The sequence below is a fragment of the Gemmatimonadales bacterium genome (assembly GCA_036265815.1).
Taxonomy (GTDB): Bacteria; Gemmatimonadota; Gemmatimonadetes; order Gemmatimonadales; family GWC2-71-9; genus CAVVWJ01.
Genome location: DATAOI010000044.1, coordinates 130094 through 149066, shown reverse-complemented (window position 1 = coordinate 149066; position 18973 = coordinate 130094). Strand labels below are relative to the sequence as shown.

The following is an 18973-nucleotide window of genomic DNA, read 5'->3' as shown; positions in this document are numbered from 1 at the left end:
AGGCCCCACAACGCCGTGACGGTCCACCTCAGAACTCATAGCCCACGCCGAGGGCCAGCACCTCGTTCTCGCCCACACTGGCCTTGTTGCGGCGGAGCTGGTAGTCGCCCTTGAAGATCACGTTGTAGAGCGGCTTGTAGGAAAGCCCGAAGGTGGTCACCCGGCGCGCGAGCGCATCGTCCTTGGCGGCGTTGTCGGGGACCGACGCCTGGGTATCGTAGTTCTCGTAGCGGATGAAGGCATTGAGTCGCTGGGCCGATGCGGGCGCGAGCTGGGCAAGCAAGTTGTAGGCCCCCTCGACGTAGCCACCGGTGATCCGGCTGGCCACGCTCGCGCCGTTTGCCACGCTGATCAGATCGGCCTTGGAGATGTGGATGTTGGCGAACACTCCGCGGAAGGCGAACGCCCCCACGTCGTACCGGACGTCGGCGGAGCTCAGGAACACCGGCGCGTCGAAGGCGCCGTCGCCGATGGCAGGATTCTGGTTGGCGGTGCCGCCGTACCAGAACGAGCCTCCGATCCGGAGTCCCGGACGGGTCCACTCGAGCCGGCCGGTCACCGATGGGTTGGCGAAGCTCGCCTCCTTCCCCTCCTGCCTCCCTCCACGGATCCCGGTCTCCGCCGAGAACCCCTCGGCCAGGAGGCCGTTGACCAGGTAGATGCGGTAGCTGAGCCCGGACGAGCCTGGCAGGGTACCCACGGCCCCGACCCCGATGTCGCGCCAGGTCGTGGGGATCACCTCCTGCTCCAGCAGCGGGCGGTCGACGCCGTTGAAGGTGGGTGGCTCGTGCGTCTCGTTGATGATGCCGATGGGCGGGAGCACCAGGCCGGCGCGGAGGGTGACGACAGGCGAGAAGGTGTAGTCGAGATAGAGCTGCTCCATGGCCACCTCGCCGCCCTCTTCGCCCCCCTCCACCTTGGTGTCCTCGACCTCGAGCTCGGAGTGGAAGGCGATGCGCTCGTTGAAGGTGTGCGCCAGGTAGACCACGAAGCGCTTGACGTTGACCTCGCCGGGGGTATCGGGGCCGGTGGCGTTGGTGAAGTGGACCTCGCCGTAGCCTCCGATGGTGGTCGATTCTTTCGCCTCCTCCTGGGCGGCGAGGGGGGGGACGGTCAGTAGGAGCGCGAGGACCCAGGGGAGGAGGGTGCGCATCAACGGCCTCAAAGACTAGTTGAGAATGATTATCAGCAGAATGGCTACTACCTTATTCCCGTTTGGCACTGGTGTCAACACCGCCCCCCGATCATCATTTCAGCACGGTTGCATCCGATCGCAAATTCTTCGACGGCCACCGAGGCCACGATGGCTTATCTCCCACTCCGCTCGGTCTCTCTCCCCGAGACCCCGGAGCAGATCTTCGACGGCTGGCTGGCCGACATCAAAGCCCGCCTCGCCGCCCCCGATGCCGACTGGTACCGCCTCACCCGGGACATCCTGTTCGAGATCTATTTCCCCGGCGTGGCGGACTACGACTCGCTGCTGCAGGACCCGGCCACCCCGGCCGGCACCCGGGCCGCGCTGCTCTGTCTCGACCCGCGCAACATCACCCTGGAGCCCGAGTACTACGCCGACGTCGATCCGGTTCGCTACGCCCGGGTCAAGCCGCTCCACTGGTTGTGGCAGAGCTTCGACCGCTCGCCCCTGGGCGGTGGCAACGTGCACCTGGGAGTGCGGTTCCGCCGCCTCCTGGCGCCGCACCTCTTTGCCCGTGTGGGACGGAACTTCAAGTGCTTTCAGTTCGTCGAGTTTTCCTACGGGTACAATCTCGAGGTGGGCGATGACTGCGTCATCCATCGCTACGTGCTGCTGGATGATCGCGGCGGGATTATCCTGGGCGACCGGGTGAGCGTCTCGGACTTCGCCAACATCTACAGCCACACCCACAGCATCGTGGACCAGAAGGACGTCACCAACGTGCGCACCATCCTGGAGGACGACGTGCGCATCACCTATCACGCGACCGTGCTGGCCGGCGTGCGGGTGGGGCGGAACGGCATGGTGGGCGCCAACGCCGTCGCCACCAAGGACGTCCGCCCGTACCACGTGAACGTCGGCATCCCCGCCAAGTCGGTCCGGGTGAAGCCGAACGCGCCCCCTGAAGCCTACATCAGCGAGCGGGTCTCCCGTCGGGACTCGCCGGAGCCCTGACCTCTGCCTCGATCCCACGAGCGCTGGTACCTCTCTCCCTCCGCCATCGCGGCCTGGGCGCTGCTCGGCAGCGCCCTGATCGCCTCGATCCTGGGAGGCTTCCCCCGCCTGCTTGCCCTGGCGATGGGTGTCTGCGGCGCGCTCATCGTGGTGCTGGCCACCTGGCGGAAGGAATGGGAGGTGCCGCTGCACGCGATGGCGGCCGCGCTCCTCGGGCTGGTGGCCTGGCTCTCGAATGGCAGGATCTGGTGGCTGCCGCTCCTCGCGGTGGTGACCATCTCGGCCAGCTTCTGGATGGCGATCACCCGTGGCCGGCGCCGCCTGCGCGAGTCGGAGAACAAGTGCGAGCAGCTCGCCAGCCAGCTCGATCGACGAATCAGCGAGCTCTTCTCCCTGCAGGAGCTGAGCTACGTGCTCTCCGAGTCGATCCAGCTCGAGCGCATCGTCGACCAGGTGGCCAAGTACGCCGGACGCTTTCTCCAGGCGGACGGCGCCATCGTGGTCCTGGCGGACGACGAGCAGGGCCGGAAGCTCCGGGTGGTGGGGGCGGCCGGCACGCTGGAGCCGCTCCTGGGGCAGGCCAGCGAGGACCCGGAGACCACGCTGGTCCGGTTCGCCATCAGCCGGGAGCGGATCGAGGTGGCGCAGGGAGTGACCACGCCGACCGTGACCCTGATCGGCGGCCACACCGTGCGCTCCGCGGCCGTGGCACCGCTCCGCTCCCAGGGGCTCACCATGGGCGCGCTCGCGGTGGCCGACCGGCGCGGCGGGCAGTTTACCACCGAGGATCTCTGGCTGCTCTCGACCGTCGCGACCAACGCCTCGGTGGTGCTGGCCAACTCACGGCTGTACGAGATGGTCCGGCGCAGCAAGGAGGAATGGGAGACCGCCTTCAACGCGCTCACCGAGGGCATCGCCGTCGTGGGACCGGGCGACGCCGTCCTCCGGGCCAACCGCGCGCTCGCGGCGCTGGCCGACATGCCCGAGGCGGAGCTGGTCGGCCGCAGCTTCTGCCAGGTGCTCTTCGGCATCTCGGAGACGGTGGACGAGCTGATCCGGGCGGCCCACCGCGGCGAGCGGACCGCGCCCCTGGTCGTCCGGCTGGAGCGGGCCCAGCGGGTGCTCCGGCTCACCGCCGCTCCGCTGGCCGAGCGGGCGGCGCCCGGCCCGGTGGTGATCCTGGCGGAGGACGTCACCGAGCAGCGGATCATGGAGGCGCAGCTCATCCAGAACGACAAGATGGCCTCCATCGGCCAGCTGGTCTCCGGCGTCGCGCATGAGCTCAACAACCCGCTGACCTCGATCGCCGGCCTCGCCGAGCTGCTGCTGGAGCGCGACGCCCATCCCGACTTCCCCCGGGAGCACCTCCGGGTGATTCACGACCAGGCCGAGCGGGCCGGGCGGATCGTGCGGAACCTGCTGACGTTCGCACGGAAGGGCGCGCCGGAGAAGGCCGCCGTCGACCTCAACGACGTGGCGGCGCGAACCTCGCTCCTCATCGTCTACGAGCTGCAGCTGCACGGTATCGAGCTGGAGTCCGCGCTGAGCGGCGAGCCGGTGGTGGTGCTGGGCGATCGCTACGAGCTGCAGCAGGTGCTGCTCAATCTAGTGACCAACGCGGTGCAGGCGGTGAGCAGTCTGCCGCCGGGCCAGCCGCGCCGCATCACCCTCGCCACCAGCCGCACCGACGGCGAGTCGATCCTCCGGGTGCGCGACACCGGCCCCGGCGTGCCCGCCCACCTGGTCTCCCATCTCTTCACGCCATTCTTCACCACCAAGGGCCCCGGCGAAGGCACCGGGCTCGGACTGTCGCTGAGCTATGGGCTGGTGAAGTCGCACGGGGGGGAGTTGAGTTACGAGCCCTCACCCGAGAGCGGCGCGGAATTCCGGGTCAGACTGCCGTCCTACGCCGCGCCGCCGGAGCTCCGCGAGGCGGAGCCGGCGGAACGCCGGATTCGCACCCGGCGAATCCTGGTGGTGGACGAAGATCCCGTGGTGCAGCGGCTGGTGAGCGCCCTGTTCGCGCCCGAGGGGCATCTGGTGGAGGCGGCGCGCACCGGCGAGCAGGCGATGCGGCGCATCGGCGAATGCCCCTTCGACCTGATTATCTCGGAGGCACGCATCCTGGCGGGTCCGTCGGAGCTCTTCGTGCACGCGCTGGCGGAGGCATGTCCCGACGCCGGCAGGTATCTGGTGCTGGCCCACAACGGCGAGGTCGACCTGCCCGATCCGTTTCCCGGCATCACCCCGTACCGCACGCGAAAGCCGTTCAACCTGCGCGAGCTGCACGCGATCGCGCTACAGGTCTTCGCTAATAGCCTGCCGCACTCGCCGGCTTCCACGGCAGCACGCTGACCCGTCCGTGGACCCGCAAGGCCGCCGCGTTGGCGTCGGTGGTGGCCCAATAGTTTCCTCCGGCGACCAGATCGGGCGCGTCGATGAACCATCCCGCCGCCCGGAGAAAGACGTTGCCGGTGACCTCGGTGCCGTGCCCGGCCGAGTCGATCACCAGCCCGCTTCCCACCCCGTCGAACAGGTTTCCGCGAACCCGGCTGCCCGTGGTGGCCTCCAGCACGATCCCCTGCTCCAGGCCGCCCAGCACGTTGTCGTCGATCCGGTAGCCCCGGCTCGCCGGAGCGCCCCTCTCCGGGGCCACCACGCGGATCCCCACGCGCGCGCCCAGCAGCACGTTGGACTCGATGGTGTTGTCGCTCCCGTGGGCGACGGTAATCCCGGATTCCCGCGCGCCGATCACGGTATTGCCCCGGAGGGTGCTGGCGCTCACCCGGATCAGCCGGAAGCCGGCGGCGGCGCTGTCGGCCCGGTTCTCCAGGAAGGTGACGCTCCAGGTGAACAGCGCGGCGAAGCCGCTCTCCTGGGCGAGCGACGCGTCGTTGCGAATGATCAGGTTGCCGATCGAGGCATGCGCCAGCGGCGGCTGGCCGGTGACCAGGACCCCGGTGCTCGACGCGGTGAGATCGTTGTCGGTGATCGTATTGGAATCGCTGGCCTCGCGGAGGAGGACGGCCGCGGCGGCGCATGCCAGGCTGGGCGTCGGGCAGCGTCGCGTGCGGGTGGCCTCATTCCGCACGATCAGGTTGTGCGACGAGCTCCAGAGGTGGATCGCCCACCCGCTGTTGCCGGTGAGGGTGTTGTCGGCCAGGTATGAGTCGCGGGCCTCCACCAGGCCGATCCCGTTCTGGCTGTCACGCGCGGTCACGCCGGTGACGGTGGCACCCACGGTGTTGCGCAGCAGGATGGCGCCGCCGTAGCGTTCGATGGCCTCCACCCGGGCCGGATCCAGCCGGTCGGTCGAGTCGGCCCGCTGGGCGGACGAGCGGAGCGGCTGGGCCCGGCTGCCGGAGAGGTCTCCCCCGATGATCCGGTGGCCATGGCCACCTTCGACGCGCACCCCGAAGCGGTATCCCCGCACGACCCCGCCGACCACGGTGATGCCATCCACCCCCTTGCTTGCGATTCCGATCCCGGCGTAGCGCTCAGGTACCGAGTCTCCGCTCTCCAGGGTCACGCCGGTGAGGTCGATGCTGGTGCCCGAGGACGCGGCGATGATCACGCCACGCTCCGTCGGATCGGCGATGCGGTAATGCCCGGGGCAGATGCGGACCTCTCCTTGCACCTGGGTGGCCGCGCGGCTGGGGCGGATACACGGGGCCGCGGCCGTGCCGGCGCGTGCGGCGGGCGCGGAGAGCAGCAGGCCGGCGGTGACGCCGAGCAATGCCCACGCGCTCACGGTCGCACCGGATAGCCGCGGGCCCGGAGGTACTCGCGGGCCTCGGGCAGACTCGATCCCTGGAAGTGGAAGATCGTGGCCGCGAGCACGCCGTGTGCGCCGGCCTCGAGCGCTTGGGCGAGGTGCTCCAGCCGTCCCGCGCCGCCCGAGGCGATGACCGGGATGGAGACGGCGGCCGCCGCGGCCGCGAGCAACTCCAGGTCGTAGCCGGCGCCGGTTCCGTCCCGGTCCATCGACGTGAGGAGGATCTCGCCGGCGCCAAGCGATTCCAGTTGACGGATCCAGTCGACTGCCTCCAGCGAGGTCTGCTCCCGGCCCCCGTTCACCATGACAGTGAGCCGGCCGTCGATGCGCTTCACGTCCACCGCCGCCACTACGCACTGGGTGCCGAAGCTTTCGGCCAGGCGGGAGACCAGCGAGGGGTCGCGCACGGCCGCGGTGTTCACCGAGACCTTGTCCGCCCCCGCCCGGAGCGCGGCACCCGCATCGGCCACCGTGCGGATGCCGCCGCCGACCGTGAACGGAATGAAGATCGACTCGGCCACCTGGGTCACCATCGCGAGGGTGGTCTTCCGCTCCTCCGGGCCGGCCGAGATGTCGAGGAATACCAGCTCGTCCGCGCCCTCGGCGTCATAGCGGGCGGCCTGCGCCACCGGGTCGCCCGCGTCCCGGAGCGACTCGAAGTGCACGCCTTTCACCACCCGGCCTCCGGCCACGTCGAGGCAGGGAATGATCCGCCGGGCTAGCATACGCGCAGCACGTCCTCGACGGCTCCCGCGTCCCCCGCGGCGAGCAGGGCGATGATGTCCTCCAGCGCCCGCGCCTCCCGTGGCCAGGCGAAGCGCCGGCGCGCGGCCTCCGGCGCCAGCCACTCCGAGTGGTCGTGCTCGGTGCCCAGGCGCACGGTGGCATCCGCCGGCACGAACGCGGCGAAGACCGGTACCAGCGCAGCCTCGTCCGAGCGGTGCAGGTAGAACGTTTCCATCCGGCTCAGGTTGTACAGCCGAACCGGCGTGAGACCGGTCTCCTCCATCAGCTCCCGCAGGGCGGCCGCCACGGGCCGCTCGTCGGGCTCGATGTGGCCGTGCACCGCTTCCCAGGAACCGGGGCAGCGGCCGCCCGCGGCGCGCCGGAGTACCAGGCACTCGAGGGCCGGTCCCGTTCCGCGGAGGACGTAGACGTCGACCAAGGCTACCCGGATCGTGGTCACGGCCGCCACCGGGCGAATCCGTCCAGCAGCTCGATGCCGGCGCGCTGGGACTTCTCCGGATGGAACTGGGTGCCGATCACGTTGTTCCGGCCCACCACCGTGGGAAAGACGCCGTCGTAGGTCCCGGTGCCGAGCACCGCATCGTCGGCCAGCTCGGCCGGATGATAGCTGTGCACGTGATAGAAGAACTGGGACCCGTCGGGAAAGAGCGGCGCAAGCACCGGGTGCCGGCGGCCGGCGACGGTGAGATCCACCCGGGCCCAGCCCACGTGCGGCACGTGCAGCGCCGTCACGAAGCGTCGGACCGTCCCGGGAAGGAGAGCGAGTCCGTGCGCCTCCGGCGCCTCCTCGCTGGTCTCGAAGAAGAGCTGCAGGCCCAGGCAGATCCCCATCACCGGGCGGCCGGCGGTCGCGACTTCCCGGACGGCGGCCCCCAGGCCGCTGGTCTCCAGCGTGCGGGAGGCCTGGCCGAAGTGTCCCACGCCCGGGACGAGCACATGATCGGCCGCACGGACTTGGTCCGGATCGGTGGTGAGCCGCGCCGAGTGGCCGCCCGCGGCGAGCGCCCGCACCACGCTGGTGAGGTTGTTCACCCCGTAGTCCACCACCACGATCACAGCGTGCCCTTGGTGGATGGTACTCCGGTGACCCGCGGGTCCAGCTCGGTGGCGGCGTCGAGCGCGCGGGCGAACGCCTTGAACGCCGCCTCCACGATGTGGTGCGGGTTGTCGCCCCGGACCAGGTCGAGATGGACGGTGAGCCCCGCGTTGAGCACCAGCGCGCGGAAGAACTCGGGGGTCAGGAACACATCGTAGTCGCCCAACATCTGCCACTTGGGGATGTCGATCTGGTACGTGAGATGCGGCCGCCCCGAGACATCGACCACGGCGCGCACCAGCGCCTCGTCGAGCGGCACGAGTGCGTCGCCGTACCGGCGGATGCCGGCGCGGTCGCCGAGGGCGCGGGCGAGGGCCTGCCCGAGGGCGATACCGGTGTCCTCGACCGTGTGATGGCCGTCCACGTGGAGATCCCCCCGCGCCTCGATGGTGAGATCGAGCAGTCCATGCCGGGCCAACGCTTCCAGCATGTGATCGAAGAAGCCGATCCCGGTGTGCACCGTGGCCGTGCCCCGGCCGTCCAGGTCGACCTGGACATGGAGATCGGTCTCCTTGGTTGTGCGTCTGATCTCAGCGGTGCGGCGCATGGCTAGCCGGCGGGGGCGGAAAGACGGGAAAGACGGGAAAGACGGGAAGGTCCCCGCCCCGGCCCCGCGATCTGCTCGGGTCTCGATTTATGCATCACCTTCCCGTCCTTCCCGTCTTTCCCGTCTTTCCCGCCCTTCCCGTCCTTCCCCCAGCATCCCTTCCAGCGCTCCCGCCACCGCCTCCATGTCCTCCGGCGTCCCCACCGAGATCCGCAGGCACTCCGCCAGCTCGGGCGCGCTGGAGACGTCGCGAACCAGGATCCCATGCTCCTGGTACAGCCGGGTGAACACCACTCTCGCCGGCACTCCCTTGCAGCGTATCAGGACGAAATTCGCCGCAGTGGGATACACTGTGATGCCGGCGAGGCCCGTGATGCGCCGGACGAACCGTTCCCGGGTAGCAGCGATCTCGCGCACCCGCTCCGCCAGCACCCCGCGGTGCCGCAGCGCCACCGCCGCCGCTGCCAGCGTCACCAGATTCAGGTTGTACGGTAGCTTGCCCTTGGCGATCTCGCGCGCGACCGCTGGGTGCGCCAGCGCCAGACCGAACCGCAGCCCCGCCATGCCGAAGGCCTTGGAGAAGGTGCGCAGGACCACCAGCCGCGAGGTCGTGGCCAGGAGCGGCACCGCCGTGGGGCCGCCGAACTCCTGGTAGGCCTCGTCGCACACCACCAGCGCGCCCGTCTCTTCCAGCACCCGCGCCACGGCGTCCGCCGGCAGCGGCGATCCGGTCGGGTTGTTGGGCGAGTTGAGCACCACCACCCGGGCCCGCTCCCGCACCGCCGCTTCGATGATGGCCCCGATGTCGTACGCGAAATCGCGGCCCAGCTCGACCGCGCAGTAGCGGCCGCCCAGCACGTTGGTCAGCAGCCGGTAGAGCGAGAAGGTGGGCGTCGGCGCTACCACCGCGTCGCCCGCGCCCAGTGTTACCGAGAGCGTGGCTTGAATCAGCTCGTTCGATCCATTCCCGACCAGGACGCCGTCCGGCACCCATCCGTAGTGCCCGGCCAGCCCGGCCAGCAGCTCCGCTGGGGCGAACTCCGGATAGCGTTGCCACGGGGAGTCCGCCACCGTCGCCAGAATCTCACCCTTGAGCTCGGCGGGCAGATCGTAGGGACTCTCGTTCTGGTTGAGCTTCCGCGGCGCCGGCTGGGCAGCCAGCGTGTAGGCCGCCTGCGCCCGCACCGCGGGCTTGATCAGGGCCAGTCCCTCGACTCCATCGGGGGACGCACCCCCCGGGCCGGTTGGGTCGTCTGGGGACGGTCGGAGGGAGGTGGACTCGGGGGAGAGCGGCCGGCTCAAGCGCGGTGGCGGCCCAGCACCGCCTCCAGCCGGGCGGACAGGGCGCGGGCCCGGAACGGCTTGGTGATGAAGTCGTCGGCCCCCAGCTGAAAGACGCGCACTTCGTTGTCCTCGTCACCCTTGGCGGTGAGCACCACGATGGGGATCGTGCGGGTGGCCGGACGGGAGCGAAGCTGCTGCAGGACCGTGTAGCCGTCGATGCCCGGCAGATTGAGATCCAGCACGATGATGTCGGGCGCGACCCGGTCCACCTGGTCCAGCGCCTGGACTCCATCCCGCGCCTCCGCCACCGCGTAGCCCTCACGCTCCAGCAGGTCCTTCATCACCCGGCGCAGCTGGTCTTCATCCTCCACCAGCAGCACACAGGTGTCCCGGCTCGGGCCGCCCGGCGTCTCCGGCAGGTCCTCGTCGATGAGCTCGAGACCGGTGGGGAAGCCGAACGTGGTTGCCGACGGCGGCGGCGGCGCCGATGCCGCAGGGGCGGCGGGCGCCGCCGTCCGGCTGCTCCGCCCCGCCGGCCGGGCGGGAGACACCCGGGCGCGCTCCTGCGGCACGTCGGTTACCCGAAGCAGCTCGTCCACCGACGACTCACCGGCCAGCACGTGCCGAAGGCCGCTCTCCCACAGCGACAGCATCCCGCCTGCCCGCGCCGCCTCGGCGATCTCCTCGGCGGTGCCGCCCTTGCCGATCAGGCGCTCCAGCTCCGAGTTCATCGTCAGCACTTCGACGATGCTGAAGCGCCCGCGGTATCCCGTCATGGTGCACTCCGGGCAGCCGACCGCTCGAAACAGCTTCACCCCGGCTGGGAAGAACCGGGCGGCGCGCTCCGGAACCGGCTCGGTGGCCGGCTCCCGGCACGCCGTGCAGAGACGGCGCATGAGCCGTTGGGCCACCACTCCGCGCAGCGCCGCCGCGATCTTGTACGCCTCCAGCCCCATGTCCACCAAACGGGTGACGGCGTTCGGCGCGTCGTTGGTGTGCAGCGTGGAGAGGACCAGGTGGCCGGTGAGCGAGGCCTGCAGCGCGATCTGCGCCGTCTCCTGGTCGCGGATCTCGCCGATGAGCACCACGTCCGGATCCTGGCGCAGGATCGAGCGGAGGGCGGACGCGAACGTCAGGCCCGCCTTGTCGTGCACCTGCACCTGGACGATGTTCTGGCCCAACCGGTACTCGACCGGATCCTCCACCGTGACGATGTTGACTCCCTCGCTCTGGATCATCCGGATGGCCGAGTAGAGAGTGGTGGTCTTGCCGGAGCCGGTGGGGCCGGTGACGAGAAGAATCCCCTCTTTGTTGTTGAGCAGATTCGACACCGCGCGCTGCTCGTCCGGGTGCAGGCCGAGCGACTCGAGGGTCAGCACGGTGGTACGCTGGCTCAGGATCCGGATGACGACCTTTTCGCCGAGCGAGGCCGGCAGAGTGGAGACCCGGAGATCCACCGCCTCGCCGTTCACCGAGACGCGGGCCCGGCCGTCTTGGGGCCGGAGCCGGTCGGCAATATCCATCGCGGCCATGATCTTGATGCGCGAGATGAGGGGCAGCCCGGCGTTGCGCGGGACTTTCATCACCTGGCGCAGCACGCCGTCGATCCGGTAGCGCACCACCACGCCACCCTCGATCGGCTCCACATGGATGTCGCTCGCTCGGCTGGAAACCCCGTCGGCCAGCATCATGTCCACCAGCCGGATGATCGGGCGCTGGCTCGCCTCCTCGGCGCTGGCCGCGGCCTCTTCCTCGTCCGGCAGCGCCTTCACGTCGAAATCGGTCTCGATGCCCTCCAGCAGCCGGTTGACCACGTCCTCGTTGCGGTACATGTCGTCCAGCCGCTCGCGGATCCGTCCCGGCGACCCCAGCGCCATGCGGACCTCGAGCCCGGTGGCGAAGGCCAGCATCTTCTCGGCGTCGATGTCGAATGGATTGGCGGTAGCCACCTCGAGGTAGGAATCGGTCTGCCGGATGGGGAGCACGTTGAACCGGCGTGCGACCTGCTCCGGAACGGTCTCGGAGAGCTTGAGGTCGAGCCGTGACAGATCGGCCGGCGGCAGCCGGAACCGGGTGGCGACGGCGGTCAGGATCTCCGCGTCCTGGGCCAGCTTCCGCTGCACCAGCGTCTCCCACAGCGACACCGGGGCGGAGGCCGGCTCCTGTCGGAGAGCCGCGATGGCCTTGGCTGGCACTAGCGGCTCGATGCTCGGCGCCAACCACTCATCGGTGAACAGCATTGCTGGGCTCTGACAATCGGGTGAGGGTCCTGCGGGACGGATGACCGACAGGCACTCGAAAAGATAAGACGGCTACAGCAGGCCCCACCAGTCCCGATTCACGTCGACTGTCACGCCGAACCGCCCGTCGCGCAAGCCGATACCGGCTTCGATCCGAAGCAGGCGCATGAACCACTCGAGCGCGACCCCCGCCACCGGCCGCACGCCATCGCTGGCGTCCCAGGGTAGCCCTGAGAGGGGCCGCGCGGTGTAGCCGGCGCTCAGAAACGGTGCGACGGTCATCCGATGGCCGGTCGAGGCGAACGTGCCCAGGGGAAGGGCCGGAATCGGCGTGTCGAACCGCCACTCCAAGTGGGCCAGCGCGGCGGTCCGGCCGCCGTACACCCGGAACGGCTCGGCCACAAGGGTGCCCCGGCCCCCCAGGACGAAGCTCCGGTAGGCCGGGACCCCGTCGGTTCCCACCCCGAGGTAGCCTCGCGCCTCGAGCTCGGTTCCGCCCAGGCTTGCCGTCCAGCGACCGTCGGCGGAGACCCGGGCGTAGCCTCGGGGCCCATCGCCCGCCTCGAGCGAGAGCCGGCCCTGGAGATCCCGGCGCACCGCCACCCCGCCACTCGCCCGCTCGAACTCGAGCCGCGCCACCCGGTAGGTCCCCGCGCCGAGTGCCGGGTTGGCCCGGTAGGTTCCCGTGGCCGGCGAGGCGCTCACGCCTACCGACTGGCTCTCCTCCACGTCCAGGCCGAGCCCGATGGAGCTTCGCGGGTCGAGTCGCTGGCGGAGCGCGAGCTCCGCGGAGTTGAGCAGCACGTAGTCGCCGAAGTCCCGCCCGCCTTCCTGCGAAAGAACGGAGTTGAGCACCGGCGAGATCACCGGGAGATCGCTCAGGTCCCGGATCCTGCGCGTCGCACCGAGCGAGAGCTGGGTCGGCCCCTGGCCGACGGTGAGAGCAATGCCTCCGGTCACCCGGTGGTCCGACGTTCCGTACGCCACCGTGGGGCGGAGCTGCACTCGACTGCTCCCCGATCCCAGCACCCCGCCGAAGCCCAGCGTGAGCCCCTGGACCCGGTTCACGTGGATCAGGTCGCTCACCGACCCGGCCGCCAGCCGTTTGGACGGGAGCCCGCTCAACGCCCGCGACCCGGCGATCCGCTCGACCTCGACCCTGAGCGCGTCCATGTCCTGCCGGTTGAGCGGCGCGGCGACGCCCGCGATGGCCTGCTCGAGTGGCTCGCTCCAGGTCGAGTCGGAAGGCCTCGGCCGGAGCAGCCCGGCGATCGGCGGCCCGGTGAAGATGCCGGGCGGCAGCGTCGGATTTAGGTCGTATCCCTGGATCTCCCAGCGGCCGCGGATGATCCCCCGAGCCGGGAAGTCGAGCCACGTGGCCCGCCGGCGGATCTCGACCTCCTGGCGGTAGGGCAACCAGAAGCGTCCCTCGAATCGTGCGTTCTCCAGCACGATGTCGATGTCCTCGAGCTGCCGGTCGAGATAGGCCGAGGGAGTGAAGCTGAAGCGAAACCGGACCAGCTCGGCCGTCGCGACGTCCAGGTACAGCGTGCCGACCACCAGCGGCCGGGAAAACGAGCGAGGACGCACCTGCACCTCGCGCACCAGGGTCTCGCCCCGGCTGGTGCGGATCGCGAGCGAATCACCCAGCGCGAAGTCGTACAGCGCGAGACCGGCCGGCGAGAGCGGATGGGGTACGTCCCGCACCTCGTCCCCTTCCCCGATCCGGATGACGTTGCCGAAGTTGTTGGTGACGATGCCGAGATGATCGCGGTGGTAGTTGATGTCGGTTGGAAGGAATGACCCGTCGCGCCAGCCGAGGATGACCTGCTTGCTCCGGTTGGGGGCCTGCCAATACACTTCCACGTCCAGCTCGTCGGCCTTGACCAGCCGGGGCGGTCCGTTGAGCCCTTCGCCTACCTGGGCCAGGAAGAATACGAATCCGTGAGCCCGGGTCCGATAGCTCGCGAGGGCGGAATCGGATTGCACCACCAGGCGGCGCTCCACCGCCCGGCCCACCAGCGCCAATGCGGCGGGAGTGTTCCAGGCCTGCGCCAGGAGGGGCGGACAGCGGACCAGGAGGAGGCCGGCCACCTGCACCGCCGTCAGCACCACGTGGGCCGGCGCGCGCCTCCGAACATCGCGCACCGCGCTCCTCACGGTACACCTCCCACGTTCACAGGGGATCGATGACGGGAATATCCCGGAGCCGCTGGAGGCGGGCAAGCTGGCTCTGCCTGGCGGCAGCGTGTGGGGGCCGGGCGGCCGCCGGCCGCAACGCCCCGGGGCCGGCCGGCGCGACCAAGGTGGTGCCGCTGGACACGGCCTTCGTGCTCGAGACGGCTGGCGCGCCGCCGCCGGACACGTCGGTCACCTTCACGGCGGGCGTCTCCCGCTCGATCGTCCTGCGGCACGGTCCGCCGGACAACCTGGTGTTCGCCCAGCTCGACTTTCCGCCCGCGGCCTTCAAAGCCGACAGCGGCCGGCCGGTGACGGTCCGGGTCCATCCTCGGCCCGGCATCTACGGGGTCGACGTGACGACCAGCGTGTCCCTCGCGGGGGGAGGGTCCCTCACCTTCAAGTACGCCCGCTACTTCTCCGCACCGGCCAGGGCCCGGGCCGTTTACGGCAGCGACGTCCTCTACGAGCGGGCGCTGGCCATTGGACGGCTTCAGCCGAACGGACAGCTTGGGCTCCTGCCGTCTACCCGGCCGGCCTCGGACAACCTGCGCTCCGCCCTGCCGGGCCCCGGCAGCTATCTCGTGGCGGCGGCACCGTGACCGCGAGCTTCGCCCGCTTCGCCGAGCGGGCGCGGTCGGGTGGGGGAATGGTGCCGGTGACCCGGGAAGTGGTGATGGACGGCGACACCCCGGTGACCGCCTTCGTCAAGCTGCACCGCGGGCCGTACGGCTTTCTGCTCGAATCGCTCGAAGGCGGCGAGCGCTGGGCCCGGTACACCTTTCTGGCCACCGATCCCCGCGAGGTGTTCCGCTACCGCGGCCGCGAGTGCGCCCGCTGGACCTCGAGCACGGGCTGGACGGTGGTCGACAGCGACATCGACCCGCTGGAGCATCTCGGACGGCTGCTGCGGAAGCACCCGCCGATCGTCGTGCCCGGTCTCCCCCGGTTCACCGGCGGCGCGGTGGGCTACCTCGGCTACGACATCGTCCGGACCATCGAGCAGCTCCCCGATGCGCCACCGGACGACCGCGACCTGCCGGACGCCATCATGATGGTGGCCGACACCCTGCTGGTGCTCGACAACCTCTACAATCGCGCGACGGTGATCGCCAACGTGGAGGTGCCTCCGGACGCGGCGGAACCGGAGATCGAGCGGCTCTACGCCGCCGCCGAATCGCGGATCGAGAACTGGCTCGGCCGGCTGGACGCGCCGGCCGCCCTCCCGCCGCTCACCCTGGAGCCGCCGCCTGCGTTGCCGGCCACGACCACCGCGTATGATGATGAACAGTTCCAGGAGGACGTGCACCGGATCAAGGAATACATCGCTGCGGGAGACACCTTCCAGACCGTGCTCTCCCGCCGCCTGGAGCTGAGCGCCCCCGACCCGTTCCTGACCTACCGCTATCTCCGTGCGCTCAACCCGGCGCCGTATCTCTACTTTCTCCACTGCGACGACATTCACATCATCGGGAGCTCGCCCGAGATCCTGGTCCGGGTGGAGGAGGGTGAGGTTACCCTTCGCCCCATCGCGGGCACCCGGCCCCGCGGGGCCGGCCCGGCAGAGGACGTGGCGCTCGCCGAGGAGCTGGCGGCCGATCCCAAGGAGCGGGCCGAGCACCTGATGCTGGTGGATCTGGGGCGAAACGACGTCGGCCGGGTGGCCGAATTCGGGACCGTCCGGCTCACGGCGTTCATGACGATCGAGCGCTACTCCCACGTGATGCACCTGGTGAGCGAGGTCCGCGGCCGGCTCCGTCCCGAGCTCGACGCGGTCGCGGCGCTCGCCGCGTGCTTCCCCGCCGGTACCGTCTCCGGCGCCCCCAAGGTGAGGGCGATGCAGATCATTGACGAGCTCGAGCCGGTGCGGCGAGGCCCCTACGCCGGAGCGGTGGGGTACATCGGCTGGGGTGGCCGGACCTTGGACACGGCGATCGCCATCCGTACCTGCATCATGAGCCGGGGACGCGCCTGGATCCAGGCGGGCGCCGGCATCGTGGCCGACTCCGATCCGTTCTCCGAATGGCGGGAGACCGAGGCCAAGGCGCGCGCGGTCCTGCTGGCCCTGGCGCTCGCGGCCAGGCAGCCGGGCTAGCCCTATATTTCGGCATGCCTCCGTTCCGCCTCGTCAGCGTCGAGGGTGACCAGAGCTTCGAGCTCCCCCCGGGTCGGAGCCTGGTCGTCGGGCGCGGGCTGGGTAGTGACATTCCCCTCCACGATCCCACCATCTCCCGGCGCCACGCCGAGCTGACCGCCGGTCCCGAGGAGGTGCAGGTCACCGATCTCGGAAGCTCCAACGGCACCTGCATCAACGGCATCCGGGTGACCAGCGGCCGGCTCCGGCCGGACGACGCGATCACCTTCGGCAAGATGGTCTTTCGGCTCCGGTCGGCCCGGTCCTCGGGCGCCGCGCGGATCGCCGCGGAGGCGCCGCCGCCGGCCGGCACCATCGTGCGACAGCTGATGGTGAGCGGCGGCGGGCCGCCGGGCCTCACCAGTCGCGACGGCCCCAACGCCGGCAGCCAGCTCAAAGTCTCCGCCACCACCGGCGAGGCTCGACAGGCGATGAAGCTGTCGATGCTGCTGGAGGTCTCCCAGAAGCTGTCCGCCGAGCTCGACCTGGAGCGGCTGCTCCGCAACATCGTCGACATGACGTTCGAGATCATGAACGTCGACCGGGTCACCATTGCCCTCCGAAACGAGCAGACCGGCGAGGTGGTGCCCACCATTTCCCGCAGCCGTCATGGGGACGTCCAGCCCCAGCAGGTGCCGCGCTCCATCGCAGAGAAGGTGATCGAGGAGCGGATCGCCGTGGTATCCCAGAACACGGGGGCGGATGCCCGGTTCAAGGGCAAGTCGATCGTGATGCAGAGTGTGCGGAGTGCCATGTGCTCACCGCTCATGGCCTCGCCCGAGCGGGTGCTGGGGCTCCTGTACGTCGACAATGTCACCGCGCCCACCACCTTCACCGATGAGGACCTGCAGTTCCTGGTGGCGTTCAGCGGTCTTGCGGCGGTGGGGATCAAGAACAGCCGCTACGCCGAGCAGATCCGGCACGAGAGCATGGTGCGCTCCAACTTCGAGCGCTACTTCGCGCCTAACGTGGCGGCGGAGATCGCCCAGCAGGAGAGCGCCACGCCCCTCGGTGGCGACCGGCGGCCGGTGACGGTGCTCTTCAGCGACGTGCGCGGCTTCACCGCCATGGCGGAGTCGATGGATCCGGACGCGATCGCCCGGCTCCTGAGTGAGTACTTCAGCGAGATGGTCGAGGTGATCTTCGAGCACGGCGGCACGCTCGACAAGTTCATCGGCGACGCGATCATGGCGCTGTGGGGCGCGCCCATCGCCCATCCGGGCGATCCCGACCGCGCCATCCACGCCGCGGTGGCGATGCAGCAGGCCATCGCCGAGCTCAACCGGCGCTGGGCCAGCCAGGGACGCCCTGAGATCCGGGTCGGGATCGGGATCAACCACGGCGACGTCTTCGCCGGCAACATCGGCAGCCACCGCCGGCTGGAGTACACCGTGATCGGCGACCCGGTGAACGTGGCCGCGCGGCTCTGCGCGCTGGCCGGGCCGGGGGAGATTCTGGTCAGTGAGGCGTTCCTGCGGGTGCTGCACGATCAGGTGGACTGCGAATACCTGCCCGACATGGGGCTCAGGGGGAAGGCGCAGGTGGTGCAGGTCTACCGGGTGCGGCCGGACGGCGTCTCTGCTCAGTGGGCCTCGATCACCTCGGTGGTGCCGGCGCGGCCGTTGAAGCGGTAGGGGTGTCCGGCCTGCTCCAGCAGGCCCAGCACCAGCCGGATCGGCAGGCCCATCACGCTGAAGAAGTCGCCTTCGATCCGCTCCACCAGTGCCGCGCCGTATCCCTGGATGCCATAGGCACCGGCCTTGTCCATTGGCTCGCCGGTCGCGATGTACGCTCTCAGGTACTGATCGCTCAGCCGGCGGAAGGTGACGTTGGTGACGTCGGTGGCTTGATGCAGCGCCTCGGCGGCCACCAGGGCCACCGAGGTCACCACCTGGTGAGTGCGGCCCTGCAGCTTCTTCAGCATCCGGAGCGCGTCGGCGGGGTCGACGGGCTTCTCCAGGACCTCGTCCCGCACCACGACTGTGGTGTCGGCCCCCAGCACCAGGGCGCCGGGCACGCTCAGCGCTTTCTCCCTCGCCAGCCGCTCCACGTAGTCCACCGGCGTCTCCACCACCCGTCGCACCTCGGCGATGTTGGGGACGTACACCCGGACGGGCATGCCCAGCATCTCCAGGAGCTGCCGGCGGCGGGGAGAGGAGGAGGCGAGGGTGAGCGGCTCAGACATCATGAAGTGCGGTCCAGGATGAGGGTGACGGGGCCATCGTTATGGATCTCCACCTGCATGTTGGCGCCGAACTCACCGGTCGCGACGTCGAGGCCCAAGGCCCGTAGCGCGGCCACGAAGCGCTGATACAGCGGCTCGGCGAGGTCGGGACCGGCGGCGTCGATGAACGACGGGCGGCGCCCCTTGGCAGCATCGCCGTAGAGGGTGAACTGGGAGATCACCAGCACCCCGCCACCTACGTCGGACAGGCCGAGATTCATCTTGCCGGCGGCGTCGGAGAAGAGGCGGAGTCCGGCCACTTTCTCCGCCATCCAATCTACCTGCGCGGCGGTGTCGCCGTGAGTGAACCCGACGAGCAGGCAGAACCCCTGGCCAATGGCGCCGGCCACCCGTCCGTCTATGGTGACGGACGCTTGGGAGACTCGTTGGAGCACTACGCGCATGGCCGGACCGCCGGGGTGGAGGTGATTATCGTTCATCGCGGTGTAGGGATTTTGCTCGCTGCTCCCCGACCGCGGCGGCGGAGGTCCGATCCGGGTGAGAAGATCCCTCGGTCGCTCCGCTCCCTCGGGATGACAGCGCCACGTTCAGGATCACACTGTCGGCGCTTGTTGAGTATCGCAACATAGAGATGGTCG

Annotated in this window: 16 protein-coding genes; 5 read left to right on the top strand and 11 right to left on the bottom strand. The window is 69.8% G+C overall.

Features of this window, described 5'->3' with window-relative positions:
* Nucleotides 1-28 precede the first annotated feature (28 nt).
* Complete coding sequence (locus VHR41_08885; GenBank protein ID HEX3234302.1) at nt 29-1153, bottom strand: hypothetical protein; 1125 nt, start codon at nt 1151-1153, stop codon at nt 29-31.
* 150 nt (nt 1154-1303) lie between these two features.
* Between VHR41_08885 and VHR41_08880 the strand changes: the two genes are divergently transcribed.
* Nucleotides 1304-2149, top strand: a complete 846-nt coding sequence (locus VHR41_08880; GenBank protein ID HEX3234301.1) for an acyltransferase — start codon at nt 1304-1306, stop codon at nt 2147-2149.
* Between the two features lie 123 nt (nt 2150-2272).
* On the top strand, nt 2273-4504 hold the full coding sequence (locus tag VHR41_08875; protein ID HEX3234300.1) for an ATP-binding protein: 2232 nt from the start codon (nt 2273-2275) through the stop codon (nt 4502-4504).
* Here VHR41_08875 and VHR41_08870 read toward each other — a convergent pair.
* The 8 genes from VHR41_08870 to VHR41_08835 form a co-directional block, all read right to left on the bottom strand.
* Nucleotides 4461-5900 (bottom strand): NosD domain-containing protein, encoded by a 1440-nt coding sequence (locus VHR41_08870; protein HEX3234299.1) that lies wholly within the window; start codon nt 5898-5900, stop codon nt 4461-4463. The genes VHR41_08875 and VHR41_08870 overlap by 44 nt on opposite strands.
* Nucleotides 5897-6649: an imidazole glycerol phosphate synthase subunit HisF gene (gene hisF / locus VHR41_08865; GenBank protein HEX3234298.1), complete on the bottom strand. Its 753-nt coding sequence runs from the start codon at nt 6647-6649 to the stop codon at nt 5897-5899. The genes VHR41_08870 and hisF overlap by 4 nt, the downstream gene beginning before the upstream one ends.
* Entirely contained in the window at nt 6643-7110 is a 468-nt protein-coding gene (locus tag VHR41_08860) for an NUDIX domain-containing protein (GenBank protein ID HEX3234297.1), read from the bottom strand. The genes hisF and VHR41_08860 overlap by 7 nt, the downstream gene beginning before the upstream one ends.
* On the bottom strand, nt 7107-7727 hold the full coding sequence (gene hisH / locus VHR41_08855; GenBank protein HEX3234296.1) for an imidazole glycerol phosphate synthase subunit HisH: 621 nt from the start codon (nt 7725-7727) through the stop codon (nt 7107-7109). Before hisH ends, VHR41_08860 begins: the two co-directional genes overlap by 4 nt.
* Complete coding sequence (hisB, locus tag VHR41_08850; protein HEX3234295.1) at nt 7724-8314, bottom strand: imidazoleglycerol-phosphate dehydratase HisB; 591 nt, start codon at nt 8312-8314, stop codon at nt 7724-7726. The genes hisH and hisB overlap by 4 nt, the downstream gene beginning before the upstream one ends.
* An 87-nt stretch (nt 8315-8401) precedes the next feature.
* The gene (gene hisC, locus VHR41_08845) at nt 8402-9616 is read right to left on the bottom strand and encodes a histidinol-phosphate transaminase (GenBank protein HEX3234294.1); all 1215 of its coding nucleotides are present in this window, start codon (nt 9614-9616) and stop codon (nt 8402-8404) included.
* Entirely contained in the window at nt 9613-11838 is a 2226-nt protein-coding gene (locus VHR41_08840) for a type II/IV secretion system protein (protein ID HEX3234293.1), read from the bottom strand. The genes hisC and VHR41_08840 overlap by 4 nt, the downstream gene beginning before the upstream one ends.
* A 72-nt stretch (nt 11839-11910) precedes the next feature.
* Nucleotides 11911-13998: a hypothetical protein gene (locus VHR41_08835; GenBank protein HEX3234292.1), complete on the bottom strand. Its 2088-nt coding sequence runs from the start codon at nt 13996-13998 to the stop codon at nt 11911-11913.
* A gap of 29 nt (nt 13999-14027) precedes the next feature.
* Here VHR41_08835 and VHR41_08830 point away from each other — a divergent pair, with 29 nt between their 5' ends.
* Genes VHR41_08830 through VHR41_08820 form a run of 3 tightly spaced genes read left to right on the top strand, consistent with a single transcriptional unit; the run spans nt 14028 to nt 17784 of the window.
* Entirely contained in the window at nt 14028-14618 is a 591-nt protein-coding gene (locus VHR41_08830; protein ID HEX3234291.1) for a hypothetical protein, read from the top strand.
* The gene (gene trpE / locus VHR41_08825; protein HEX3234290.1) at nt 14615-16111 is read left to right on the top strand and encodes an anthranilate synthase component I; all 1497 of its coding nucleotides are present in this window, start codon (nt 14615-14617) and stop codon (nt 16109-16111) included. Before VHR41_08830 ends, trpE begins: the two co-directional genes overlap by 4 nt.
* 14 nt (nt 16112-16125) lie before the next feature.
* The gene (locus tag VHR41_08820) at nt 16126-17784 is read left to right on the top strand and encodes an adenylate/guanylate cyclase domain-containing protein (GenBank protein ID HEX3234289.1); all 1659 of its coding nucleotides are present in this window, start codon (nt 16126-16128) and stop codon (nt 17782-17784) included.
* Here the strand turns inward: VHR41_08820 and VHR41_08815 are convergent.
* On the bottom strand, nt 17733-18338 hold the full coding sequence (locus VHR41_08815; protein HEX3234288.1) for a nucleoside triphosphate pyrophosphatase: 606 nt from the start codon (nt 18336-18338) through the stop codon (nt 17733-17735). The two genes, VHR41_08820 and VHR41_08815, sit on opposite strands and share 52 nt — an antisense overlap.
* Entirely contained in the window at nt 18335-18778 is a 444-nt protein-coding gene (gene dtd, locus VHR41_08810) for a D-aminoacyl-tRNA deacylase (GenBank protein ID HEX3234287.1), read from the bottom strand. Before dtd ends, VHR41_08815 begins: the two co-directional genes overlap by 4 nt.
* Nucleotides 18779-18973 lie beyond the last annotated feature (195 nt).

What these genes read in the sequence shown, in the direction of transcription:
- VHR41_08885 (HEX3234302.1), bottom strand. Translation starts at nt 1,153, where the DNA reads ATGCGCACCCTCCTCCCCTGGGTCCTCGCGCTCCTACTGACCGTCCCC.
- VHR41_08880 (HEX3234301.1), top strand. Translation starts at nt 1,304, where the DNA reads ATGGCTTATCTCCCACTCCGCTCGGTCTCTCTCCCCGAGACCCCGGAG.
- VHR41_08875 (HEX3234300.1), top strand. Translation starts at nt 2,273, where the DNA reads ATGGGTGTCTGCGGCGCGCTCATCGTGGTGCTGGCCACCTGGCGGAAG.
- hisF (HEX3234298.1), bottom strand. Translation starts at nt 6,649, where the DNA reads ATGCTAGCCCGGCGGATCATTCCCTGCCTCGACGTGGCCGGAGGCCGG.
- hisB (HEX3234295.1), bottom strand. Translation starts at nt 8,314, where the DNA reads ATGCGCCGCACCGCTGAGATCAGACGCACAACCAAGGAGACCGATCTC.
- VHR41_08840 (HEX3234293.1), bottom strand. Translation starts at nt 11,838, where the DNA reads ATGCTGTTCACCGATGAGTGGTTGGCGCCGAGCATCGAGCCGCTAGTG.
- VHR41_08830 (HEX3234291.1), top strand. Translation starts at nt 14,028, where the DNA reads ATGACGGGAATATCCCGGAGCCGCTGGAGGCGGGCAAGCTGGCTCTGC.
- VHR41_08820 (HEX3234289.1), top strand. Translation starts at nt 16,126, where the DNA reads ATGCCTCCGTTCCGCCTCGTCAGCGTCGAGGGTGACCAGAGCTTCGAG.
- VHR41_08815 (HEX3234288.1), bottom strand. Translation starts at nt 18,338, where the DNA reads ATGATGTCTGAGCCGCTCACCCTCGCCTCCTCCTCTCCCCGCCGCCGG.
- dtd (HEX3234287.1), bottom strand. Translation starts at nt 18,778, where the DNA reads ATGCGCGTAGTGCTCCAACGAGTCTCCCAAGCGTCCGTCACCATAGAC.